We start from the raw sequence: 12092 nt of genomic DNA, 5'->3' as shown, positions 1-12092 counted from the left end.
CCAAATCAAGAATTTCTATTGGAATGTCTGACAATCCGTTTTTAGGGTCGCATTACGGCTGACAGGAAATGCCGGGGCTCAGTAGCGAATCGCCGGAATCGGTGCAAGACTGACAGGAATAAGGTCGGCGCGGATGCGCAGGAAGGGCAGCCCCTCACCGGCCGGTCGTTTCTACAGTCCGTAAGGGGCAGGGTGATAGGTATGTCCGATTGCCGGGCACGTCGGCGGGCAGGGCTCGCTGGTTGGGTTGCTTCAGGCTTGCTGCTCGCGGGGCAGATTCAGGCACAAACCCTCGTCAACTACCTGGTTGTCGAGGACAAGACCCGTCCATTCCAGATTGTCGAGAATGGCGAGAGTGACGGTGGCATCGTCTCGGATATTGTCGATGCGATCTTTGCCGGCTCGGACTATACCGTCAATCCCATGGTCTATCCGGTAAACCGCCTGCGCCAGGTCGTAGTGGATGATGAGGTGCATAACTGGATTGCCTACGACGCGGTACCCTGGAAGACGTTTGGCAATCGGGGGCTGTTTGTGGAGGAACCGATCCTCCGTACCCATCACGTGATGTTGACCTGCCGCCAGGAAATTCCCGACCACATTCTCGGTATGAGCGACCTGCAGGATCTGAGCGTCGTCACACTGCGCAATTTCAAATACCCGTCGCTGGATACGGCCGCCTCCCAGGGACTCCTCCGGCAAATTCCGATCGATCGTTACGAAGCCGGAATCAAGCTGGTGAGCCTGGGGCGGGCTGACGGTTTCGTGGAGATGGAAGCCCGGCTCCGGTACCACATCCGTTCGATGCCAGAGGCGGGCTCCGCCTGCCTGCGCTGGCTGGATTTCAGTGCGGTGATTCCGGACTTTCCGCTGTATCTGGTGATCGATATCAGCTGGCCGCCGGAATTCCGGGAATTCGTCCGGAAGAGGATTGTTGAGTTGCGCCAGTCCGGCGAACTGACGCAGATCCGGGCTCGCTACCTGAAATCAGACCACGGCCTGGATTGGCGCACGGGAGCTGAGTAACGTGTTGATTTCGCTGGCCGGTCGTGCCGGACCGTAGAAGAAGCCCTGCACCTGCTGACAACCCAAATTGCGCAAGTAGGCCAGTTGAATGTCGGTCTCCACGCCCTCCGCGACGATGTCCAGTCGCAGGCCATGGGCCATGGCAACGATGGCGTTGACGATGCAGGCGCCGTCCTCACCGCTGCGGATCCCCCGCACGAACGACTGGTCCACCTTGAGGGTGTGGATCGGCAGCCGGTGCAGGTAATTCAGTGAGGAATAGCCAGTACCGAAATCGTCGATGGCGATACGGATGCCATGCTCGGCCAATTCCTGGAGTTTGCGGCTGATCTGCTCCAGATCGTTCATGATCACGTTTTCGGTGATTTCAATTTCCAGATTCTCCGGAGGAAAGTTGATCGCCTTGAGCTGGGCGATCAGATTCTGCACGAAGCGGGGGTGGTCCACCTGTAGGGGCGAGAGGTTGACCGCCAGTCGCAGGTTGGCGTGTCCGTCGTCAATCCATCGCTTCATCTGTCGGCAGGCGATGTCCAGAACGCACTCGCTGAGCTCGGTGATCAGCTTGGTTTCTTCGGCCAGCGGCAGGAAGTCACGCGGGTAGAGCAGGCCGCGCTCGGGATGCTGCCAGCGCACTAACGCCTCCAGGCCAACCACTTCACCGGTATCGGAGGCGACCTGGGGCTGGTAGTGGACGCAGAGCTCGTTGTTGGTCAGGGCCTGGCGCAAATCCCGCTCCAGGCTCAGGCGGTTGGCGGTGTCGATGCTCATGGTTTCGCTGTAGAAGCGATAACCGTCCTTGCCGCCGGCTTTGACGTGGTACATGGCGATGTCGGCGCACTGGATCAGCTGATCCATGGTTTGGCCAGCATCCGGGAAGACGGCGATGCCCACGCTGACTCCGACAAACACTTCGTGCTCCCCGAGCTGGAACGGTTCCTTCAACACGCTGATCAGTTTGCGGGCGATTTTGCGGGCGTCGTTGTGGGTGGAAATGGCGGGCAGCAGCAGCGTGAACTCATCGCCGCCAAAGCGGGAGAGTGTGTCGCCCTTGCGCAGGCAACTTTCCAGGCGTTGGGTGACCGCCTGCAGCAGCCGATCGCCCATGGCGTGGCCCAGCGTGTCGTTGACCACTTTGAAGCGGTCCAGATCCAGGAACATCACCGCCAGCTTCTGGCGATTGCGCTGGGCCTGGGTGATGGCCAGCATCAGTCTGTCCTTGAACAGGGCCCGGTTGGGCAGGCGGGTGAGCAGATCGTGGTAGGCCTGGAAGTTGATGAAGGCTTCGGCTTCCTTACGCTCGGTAATGTCCCGGGCCGATCCATAGATGCATGGATCACTGGTGTGAGAACGTCGGATCTCGTGGGGCAGGAACTGGCCGCTGTCGTCGCCGATCGGGAAGGCGGTGATCTCGAAATAGCGGTTGGCCTTGCGGCTGCCGCGGGTTTTCAGACGAATCTCGAAGGTGCGGGGGTTTTCCGCGCTGATGGCCGGATCCTGCAGGGCATAGGTGCCGCGGGCCACGTCCTGCTCGTCGATCAGGTGCCGGAAATGGCGTCCGATCAGTTCCGCCGGTCGGTAACCCAGCAGGGCCTCGATCTTGCGATTGACGAAGCAGACCCGCCCTTCGCGGTCCAGCATAAAGACGATATCGGGCGACGTGTTGACGATGTACCGGTGCAGTTCCTCGGATTTTTCCAGGCGCATCTGCACGTTGCGGTGGGCCCAGGCCAGGGCCTGTTTTTGCAGCACGTTGCCGACGGTGGCCAGCAGTTCCTCGGGATCGAACGGCTTCTTGATGTAATCTTCAGCCCCGCGGCGCAGCGCCCGGCTGACGGCAGTAAAGGAAGACTCGCCGCTGACGACAATTACCGGCGTCTCTATTTTCCGGTCCTGGATGAACTGCATGACCTGGTGGCCGTCCACCTCCGGCATGCGCAGGTCCAGCATCACCAGTTGGAAGGTCTCCCGGGTGAGCAGTTCGCAGGCGGCGCGTCCGCCCAGTGCAGGCACGGCAATGAACCCCTGTTCCTCGAGCAGGTCCACCAGACTACGCAATAATCTGGGCTCGTCATCCACAACAAGGATGCGCGCCTCCATGGTACTGGTCTCTTGCAGTCGGTCCGACATCATGGCCTAAGCCCGTCCTGTTGGGGCAACCGGAAGCGTTTCGTATTAATGCCTTGATACTTCATTGGCTTCCCGGTCGTATTTTCCAGAGTCTGTCGCTGCAGGCAACAAGAGACGGAAGCTGGTGCCTTGGTCACTTGTCTTGCAACTGATGATTCCTTCCATATCATCCATGAGTTGTTTGACGATACTCAGCCCCAGGCCACTGTGGGCCGGACCTTTGGTGGAACGCACCGGTTTGAACAGGTGGTTCCTGACGGATTCGGGAATTCCCTCGCCCGAATCTTCGATCAGCAGTTCTACCCACTGGCGACCATCCTGCCAGACCGGTGCCGCCGTCTGCAGGCGCAGCTCGCCACCATCGTCCATCGCCTCGACGGCGTTACGCACCAGGTTTATGATCAACTGACGTACCGGCCCGCGTGTGGCACGGATGGCAGTGTGGGCGTTGGTCAGTACCGGCTTGCAGTCGATGTGCCCCGGCGCAAACAGAGCGTCCTCGAAGAGTTCGCAGAGCAGGGTCAGCTCGGTGTTCAGCTCCAATGCCGAGTCATAGTCGTTGGTGCTCGGGGTTTCGGTTTCGCTGATGCGGTCCAGCAGCGCAACCGCCCGGTCCATTTCTTCCCGCACGATGTGCAGGTCCGGTTGTATGCTCTCGCCGCCGTCCAGGGATGCCAGTTTACCCTGTAATTGATAAATGTACTGGCGCACGATCGTTAGCGGATTGCTGATCTCGTGCACGCGCTTGCGCAGCTCGATGCGGTGGGACAGCTGCTCCAGCGTTTCATCACCGTGGGCCGGATTCTCCCGCTCCAACGTGTCGGCCAACTCGGCCACGCGCCGGGCAAAGAGATCGAGCAGGACTTCGCTGTCCTCGGCGTCGCCGGCGGCGTCCAGACCAATCACATAAATCCCGTGGCAGCGGCTGTCGCCATGGACAGCGACGCACATCATGGACGGGCAGTCGAGCAGGTCGAGCAGTTGCTGGTCCAGGATGGTTCGATGATCCTCTGCCAGCACGTCCGTTTCATAGAGTGTCGCTACCCGGGCAACCAGGCTGCGCGGGTTGTCCAGCGGGACTTCGATGTGCGGTGGCCGGCTGCGAGTGGCGGCCAGCAGGCGCAGAACCCCTTCATGCTCCTGGAAGGCGAGGCCCGGTCGGCCGGTGAGCGTGACCAGGTTGCGCAGGGCCGTGGCCAACAGTTCGGTATCGGTGGACTGGGCCGGTAGCGTTTGCAGGGCCTGATCCACCAGTGCCGAACGGACCACCTGGTTAAACAGGCGGCGGTGGGCGGATTCGCCATCAAACGGGCCATCCAGCGGTATCTCCAGACTTTGGGCTACCGAGGACACCTCCCGCTCGATGCGGGTGCAGATTTCCCGGGTGAGGGCGCTGGTGAGGCCGAAGATGGTCTGGGCGGCCTCGATGCCACTGGTATCGGACAGGGCCAGGCGCGTGGAGAGATTGATCAGTTTCACCAGATGGCTGGCGTCGCGGATCTCCCGGGCCGGTACCTGCTGGTAGCGGATAGCGTCGGTGGCCATCTGGCCCAGGCCCCAGTGTTCGGCCAATCTCGCGCCAATCTCGATCTGGTTGTCGAGCAGGGCCTGATGGTTGTCGCCAGCCGGCTGACGCAGGGCGATCAGCTCGCCGACGTTGTGCAGCACGCCCACCATGAAGGCTTCTTCGTTATCCGGGTAGCCGGTCAGTCGGCCAAGGGCCCGGGCGGTGAGGGCGGTGGTCAGGGAATGGCGCCAGAAATCCCGCAGTTGCTGCCAGCGGTCGGTGCCCAGGTCAAACAGCAATTGGCGCAGGGAGGCGGTAATGATCAGTGCCTGGATCTGGTTAATACCCAGGCGCAGTAAGGCCTGCTCGATGGAATTGATTTCGCCCGGCCGGCCGTACAGTGCCGAATTGGCGAGCGCCAGCACCCGGGCACACAGGGCTGTGTCGGCGCTGATGATGCGTCCGATTTCACGGTAATCCGCCTCGCCACGACAGGCTTCCAATGCACGCAGGACCACCTGCGGCAGGCTGGGTAGCTCACCGTCGGCCGGTAATTCGATATGAGCCCGGGTCATAAGTTATGACGCTTTATACATTATATCGTTATTGACGATGGAGCTTAGCTGTTTCATATGGAATATCAACGGTAAGTTGTACACATTTTGACCCAATTCAACTTGTGTTGCTTGTAAAATCGCGTAAATCCTGAGCTTTTTTAGTCACCTTGTGCGGTGAAAGCCTGTCCCATCTGTGCGGCTGGCCTGTACAATTCAGACATCAACTTCCCGGATCGGCCGCACCAGGGCCGGCTTACCGTTGGCAAGATGGATTGTCGATCCATGGCTGGACACACGGAATCCCCTACAGCGTCCCCGCGCATCCTCGCCGTTACTGGCGGTAAAGGTGGCGTGGGCAAAACGTCCGTCGCGCTGAACCTGGCCCTGGTTCTGGCGCGTCAGGGTAACCGTGTGCTGTTGCTGGACGGTGACACGGACCTCGCCAATGTCACCATTATGTTGGGGCAATATCCGGGCCAGACTCTGGAGCATGTCCTCGCCGGCGAGTGCACGTTGGAGGAGGCCATATTCGAGGCGCCGTTCGGGCTGCATATTCTGCCCGGGGCGTCCGGCGTGGAACGGTGCATCGGTATCGCGCCGTCCGATCGTCTGTCGATCTTTCGTGGTCTGGCGTCGCTCGAGAAACGCTACGATTACATCCTGATCGACACGGCTGCGGGGCTGCAGGCCAACGTCATGCACATGATCGCCAGTGCTTCGCTGGCGTGCGTGGTGGTGACGCCCGATCCCACGTCGCTCACCGACGCCTTTTCGCTGCTCAAGGTTCTCAAACGGCGCGGTTACCGGCGCACGCCCAGTATCCTCATTAATATGGCGCGGGGCGCCAGCCAGGCCCAGTCGATCTTCCAACGTTTCTACGCGGCGGCCCAGCGCCACCTGGATATCTCCCCACATTATCTGGGGGCCATTTGGCGGGACGAGACGCTGCGACACGCGGTGGCCACCCAGCGCCCGGTGGCGACCCTGGCGGAATCCGACCCGTCCTGTCGTCAGTTCCGCGTGCTGGCGGATATGGTCAAGGTGCGTTTCGAGCAGATCGAGCCGCGCCGGGCCGGTTTTGCCGCCTACTGGAACCGGCTGGCCGAGCGTCGTAATCCGGCGCCGGCAAAAGCGACAGCATCGCCCGCACCGGCCCAGCCGGCGGATGTGCCGACCCGCTGGCGTGAGTGGACCCGGGAACTGGATGAGTTGCTCAACGCCTCGGACACATCGCCGATCCAGCGTTATGAAGCCCTGACCAGTTGCTTTGCCCAGTTCGGGCGCACGATGAACGAAGACACCATCGAAATCATCCAGACCGGCCTGGCGTCGATGGCGTGGGAGCGCCTTCCGGACAGCCAGCGGGCGCACTTTGCCGCCCACCTGCGCCACCTGGCGGGAGAGATCGATCCCCATCCGGCCGCTCCGGCTGCCGATGCCTCACGGGCCCGTCAGGAACCCCGCTACGATGAGGTCCGCTTCGGCAGTCAGGATGCGCTTTTGCGGGCCCTGAAGGATCAGCCGAGTGACGTGTCCCTCGACGCCTGGCTGGACTCGATTGCCTCGTCAGACCGACGAAAGAAGTAACTCGCCTTTCTTTATTACCAATCGGTTTCAGCAGTCGCCCAAGATTGCCGACCTTTCACTGACGCTAATTCACATTTCTAGTAACGTGTTCCAACCTGATGCAGTTTCTTGCTTCAGGTCACCAATTTGTCACGGCGTGCACCGTAAAATGGCCTTAAAGGCCAATAGCGTTGACTGAATGGATGCGGGTGTCCCGGCGTATGTGTTTGTTGCCTGAAAATCCTTTCCCCCGATTCAGCAACTTAGGAAGTATGGCGGTTATCTGTGCATTGATTTCAGGGTTTTGGCCTGGTTGATGCATTCCTCAAGTTATTCATCAGACACTGGCTTGTGATATCGAGAAGGAGTTTCGTCATGCCGTACACCGTTGAAAACAGCGGTTCGAATGTTCTGAAGGCACTGAAAGGGAAGCATGTGCTGATTACCGGAACAACCGGTTTTCTGGGGAAGGTGGTCCTGGAGAAATTGATCCGTGCCGTACCGGATATTGGGGGCATTCACCTCCTGATCCGTGGCAACCGCCGACACCCGGATGCGGAGGATCGTTTCGTCAACGAGATTGCCTGTTCCTCTGTTTTTGAGCGTCTGAAAATGGACGATCAGGATGCCTTCGAACTGTTCCTCGAGCAGAAGGTACATTGTGTCACCGGCGAGGTGACCGAGCCCCACTTCGGGCTGTCGGAAAGCCGCTTCCAGGAGCTGGCCGGCCGCCTGGACGCGGTCATCAATTCCGCGGCCAGCGTCAACTTCCGGGAGGAGCTGGACAAGGCCCTCCAGATCAACGCCCTGTGCCTGAACAACATCATCGATCTGTCCCGTGCCGGCGGTGAGTTGCCCGTGGTTCAGGTATCGACCTGTTACGTCAATGGCATGAATCCGGGGTTGGCCCGCGAAGCGACGGTCAGCCCGGCCCACGGCGGCATCAGCCGGGACAGCGACGGCGTCTACGAGGTGGACGAACTGATCCACCTGCTGCAGGACAAGATCGCCGACGTAAAGGCCCGGTATTCCGGCCAGGTGCTGGAAAAGAAACTGGTGGAGCTGGGCATCCGCGAAGCCAACCATTATGGCTGGAGCGATACCTACACCTTCACCAAGTGGATGGGGGAACAGATCCTCGCCCGCGGTTTGAAAGCGTCCTCGCTGACCGTCCTGCGCCCCTCCATTATTGAGAGCGCCCTGGAAGAGCCGGCGCCGGGCTGGATTGAAGGCGTGAAGGTGGCCGATGCGATCATCCTCGCCTACGCTCGTGAGAAAGTGGCTTTGTTCCCGGGAAAACGCAGCGGCATCATTGATGTGATTCCCGCAGACCTGGTGGGCAACAGCATTATCCTGTCGCTGGCAGAGAGCCTGAGTGCCCCGACAGCGCACCGGATCTACCAGTGCTGCAGTGGTTCGGGCAATCCCATCAACCTGGGCGAATTCATCGACCACTTGATGGCTGAGGCCAAAGAAAACTACGCCACCTATGACAAGCTGTTCTATCGGCAGCCACGGAAACCCTTCATTGCCGTCAATCGTCGTCTGTTCGACACCGTGATGAGCGGTGCGCGCCTGCCGCTGAAGGTGTTCAACCAGGCGTTGAAGCTGGCAGGCAGCGAGCGTGAGCTCAAGGCCCTGCGCAACATCGACACGACGCTGTCGCTGGCCACCATTTTCGGTTTCTACACGGCACCGGATTACGTGTTCGACAACGTGCAGCTGCTGGAACTGGCCGATCGAATGGGGGAGCTGGATCGCAATCTGTTCCCGGTGGATGCCCGTCGCATCGACTGGCCGACCTACCTGCGCAAGATCCACCTGGCGGGTCTGAACAAGTACGCGCTGAGCGAGCGCAAACTCTACCGGCTCAAGACCCGCAAGCAGCGCAAGGCCGCCTGAGCCCTCCGCCGCGTCTTCTTTCAATCCCGGCCTCGCGCCGGGGTTTTTTGTTGCCTGCCGGTTGCCTGGCAAACGGGGCCTTTTGCGGTCCGGGTTTTGTCGTCCCGCCCCCTCAGGAACTATGCTTTGTTGGTGTGTCCAGATCCGTATCAGGTGGCTCAGGTAACCCTTTGGGCCGCCTACAAAGTTTTGTCTTAATAGTACGTTAGTCTAATTCAACCAGTGAGAGGCACCGTGTTGAACTAACGGAAAATGGAGAGGGTCTGCGCAACGCTGCCCGATAGGCCGCCTACACGGCCTGCCGATCTCAGGACCGGGGCAACCAAACCCAGCGCCCGGTCAGTGCCTCGCGCAGGCGCCTTGATGGTTCCGACGATTCCAATAACGATAAATCCGATCCATAAGTAAGGGGAGCACGATGACAGAACAACACAAATCTGTGTATCCAGTGAGCGATGCGTTCAAGAAGCGCACCCTCATTGATCGAGCCAAATACGACAAGATGTACGAACAGTCGGTCAAGGACCCGGAGGCTTTCTGGGGCGATCACGGCAAGCGAATCGACTGGATCAGGCCCTACACCAAGGTCAAGAACACCACCTACGATTACGACAACCTGTCCATCAAATGGTTTGAAGACGGCGAGCTCAACGCCAGTGCCAACTGCCTGGATCGTCACCTGGAAAAGCGGGGCGACCAGACGGCCATTATCTTTGAAGGCGACGAGCCCTCGGTGTCCCGACACGTCACCTACCGCGAACTGCACGCCGAGACCTGCAAGTTTGCCAACGTCCTGAAGACGCTGGGCGTCAGTAAAGGCGACGTGGTCACCATCTACATGCCGATGATCGTGGAAACCGCCGTGGCCATGCTGGCCTGTGCGCGGATTGGCGCCATCCACTCGGTGGTCTTTGGCGGCTTCTCGCCGGAGGCGCTGGGGGCCCGCATCCAGAACGGTCAGTCGCGTTTCGTGATTACGGCGGATGAAGGCGTACGCGGCGGCCGGACCATTCCGCTCAAGAAGAACGTCGACAAGGCGCTGCAGAGCGACAAGGTGCCGGACGTCGAGCGTGTGGTCGTGGTGACCCGCACCGGCGCTGACGTGCCCTGGGATGAATCCCGGGACGCGCGTTACGAAGACCTGATGAAGAGCGCCTCCGCGGATTGCCCGCCGGAGCCGATGAACGCGGAAGATCCGCTGTTCATGCTGTACACCTCCGGTTCCACCGGTGCACCCAAGGGTGTTCTGCACACCACCGGCGGCTACATGGTGTATGCATCGATCACCCACCAGTACGTTTTCGACTACCACGAGGGCGACGTCTACTGGTGTACCGCAGACTTCGGCTGGATCACCGGCCACAGCTACATCCTCTACGGCCCGCTGGCCAATGGTGCGATTACCGTACTGTTCGAAGGGGTGCCGAACTACCCGGATGCGTCGCGCCTGGGGCAGGTGGTCGACAAGCACAAGGTCAATGTGCTCTATACCGCGCCGACGGCCATCCGCGCCTTGATGGCCCAGGGCGACGATTGCATGGCCAACACCACCCGCGAGAGTCTGACGCTGCTCGGGTCGGTGGGTGAGCCGATCAATCCGGAAGCCTGGGAGTGGTACTACCGGTTCATCGGCAACTCCAAGTGTCCGATTGTGGATACCTGGTGGCAGACCGAGACCGGCGGCATCCTGATTTCGCCACTGCCGGGCGCGATTGACCTGAAGCCGGGCTCGGCCACGCTGCCGTTCTTCGGCGTGCAGCCGGCGGTTGTCGACAACGACGGCAACATCCTGGAAGGCGCCACCGAAGGCAACCTGGTGATGCTCGACAGCTGGCCGGGGCAGATGCGCACCATCTACGGTGATCACGAACGCTTCAAGCAGACTTACTTCAGCACCTACAAAGGCCGCTATTTCACGGGTGACGGTGTACGCCGCGACGAAGACGGCTACTACTGGATCACCGGTCGTGTGGATGACGTGCTCAACGTCTCCGGTCACCGTCTGGGCACGGCGGAAGTGGAAAGCGCGCTGGTGTCTCACGATAAGGTGGCAGAAGCCGCGGTGGTCGGTTACCCGCACGAGATCAAGGGGCAGGGCATCTATGTCTATGTCACCCTGGTCCAGGGGCAGGAGCCTTCTGACGAGCTGCGCAAGGAGCTGGTCCAGTGGGTGCGCAAGGAGATCGGCCCCATTGCATCACCGGACGTGATCCAGTGGGCGCCGGGTCTGCCGAAGACCCGCTCCGGCAAGATCATGCGCCGCATCCTGCGCAAGATCGCCGCCAACGAGCACGATCAGCTGGGCGATACGTCCACCCTGGCCGACCCGGGTGTGGTGGACGAGCTGATCGAACATCGCGAGTTCAAGTAAACGGACTTGCCCGGTCGCCATCTGACAGTCGTCGGCGACCGTGATTTGTTTCGGGCCAGCAGGCGTTTCCAGCGTCTGCTGGCTTTTGTCTATCCGGGGAATTGGTCAGAGTGTTCCCTGCGCGTGCTATCATTCACTCAACGCACGGGAACGGCACCCATCATGTCCGTTTCCGCCAAGACGTCATGAAGGAGGCCAAACGCCCGATGGTTCAGCAGATAATTATTGCCGATGATCACCCGCTCTTCCGGGCGGCTCTGCGCCAGGCCGTATCCGAGGCCGTGCCGGATGCCCAGATGGTGGAGGTCGACAGTATCAAGACGTTGCAGGCCGCGGTCGAGGAGCATCCCGACGCTGACCTGGTGCTGCTGGACCTGAATATGCCGGGCGCACACGGCTTTTCCGGTCTTGTATTCATGCGCGGTCAGTATCCCGGATTGCCGGTGGTGGTCGTCTCCGGTTCTGAAGAATTGCAGGTGATGCGTCGCTCCATCGATTATGGTGCCTCCGGCTTTATCCCCAAATCCGCACCGCTGCCGGAAATCACCGGCGCGATTCGCGATGTGCTGGATGGCGAAGTGTGGTTGCCGGCCGGTGTCGCGGAAAAGCTGGAGCGGATGCAGGCGGACGTCACCGACTTCTCCGACAAGTTGGCTTCCCTCACACCGCAGCAGTTCCGGGTGCTGGGGATGCTGGCCGAAGGCTTGCTGAACAAGCAGATCGCTTACGATCTGGATGTGTCCGAGGCGACGGTCAAGGCCCACATCACGGCCGTGTTCCGCAAGCTGGGCGTTCGCAACCGGACGCAGGCCGTTATTGCCATCCAGCAGATGGAAATTGATCCTTCCGATACCTCGCTTTCCGGCAGCTGATTAGCCGCCTGATTTCGCAAAAGCCGCTCCTCGCCGAGCGGCTTTTTTGTGCGCCCGGCACGGGCGCACTCCTGGAGGTGCAAGTCCTCCCGTGAGCTGGCCACAGCGAGCGAAGTGAAGCGCAACTGCGGAAGGGCGACTGACCGTGGGGAGGAAGCGTGGAG

7 protein-coding genes are annotated in these 12092 nt (G+C 60.5%); 5 read left to right on the top strand and 2 right to left on the bottom strand.

What is annotated here, in order from left to right:
• Window positions 1–201: 201 nt before the first annotated feature.
• Window positions 202–1026, top strand: a complete 825-nt coding sequence (locus EB809_RS15800) for a substrate-binding periplasmic protein (RefSeq protein WP_123635800.1) — start codon at window positions 202–204, stop codon at window positions 1024–1026.
• Here EB809_RS15800 and EB809_RS15795 read toward each other — a convergent pair.
• Together EB809_RS15795 and EB809_RS15790 are read right to left on the bottom strand one after the other, a co-directional pair.
• Window positions 988–3156, bottom strand: coding sequence for a putative bifunctional diguanylate cyclase/phosphodiesterase (locus tag EB809_RS15795; RefSeq protein ID WP_123635799.1), 2169 nt, complete (start codon window positions 3154–3156; stop codon window positions 988–990). The genes EB809_RS15800 and EB809_RS15795 overlap by 39 nt on opposite strands.
• 42 nt (window positions 3157–3198) lie before the next feature.
• Complete coding sequence (locus EB809_RS15790) at window positions 3199–5235, bottom strand: HDOD domain-containing protein (protein ID WP_190294932.1); 2037 nt, start codon at window positions 5233–5235, stop codon at window positions 3199–3201.
• A gap of 264 nt (window positions 5236–5499) precedes the next feature.
• Here EB809_RS15790 and EB809_RS15785 point away from each other — a divergent pair, with 264 nt between their 5' ends.
• The 4 genes from EB809_RS15785 (at window position 5500) to EB809_RS15770 (ending at window position 11928) form a co-directional block, all read left to right on the top strand.
• Window positions 5500–6804, top strand: a complete 1305-nt coding sequence (locus EB809_RS15785) for a MinD/ParA family protein (RefSeq protein WP_123635798.1) — start codon at window positions 5500–5502, stop codon at window positions 6802–6804.
• A 354-nt stretch (window positions 6805–7158) separates the two neighbouring features.
• Complete coding sequence (locus EB809_RS15780; RefSeq protein WP_123635797.1) at window positions 7159–8685, top strand: fatty acyl-CoA reductase; 1527 nt, start codon at window positions 7159–7161, stop codon at window positions 8683–8685.
• Between the two features lie 418 nt (window positions 8686–9103).
• Window positions 9104–11056 (top strand): acetate--CoA ligase, encoded by a 1953-nt coding sequence (acs, locus tag EB809_RS15775; protein WP_123635796.1) that lies wholly within the window; start codon window positions 9104–9106, stop codon window positions 11054–11056.
• Window positions 11057–11262: 206 nt separating this feature from the next.
• Complete coding sequence (locus EB809_RS15770; protein WP_123635795.1) at window positions 11263–11928, top strand: response regulator transcription factor; 666 nt, start codon at window positions 11263–11265, stop codon at window positions 11926–11928.
• The last annotated feature ends 164 nt before the right edge of the window (window positions 11929–12092 follow it).

The sequence above is a fragment of the Marinobacter sp. R17 genome (assembly GCF_003789045.1).
Lineage (GTDB): Bacteria > Pseudomonadota > Gammaproteobacteria > Pseudomonadales > Oleiphilaceae > Marinobacter_A > Marinobacter_A mangrovi.
This window is presented reverse-complemented; position numbering and strand designations above follow the sequence as displayed.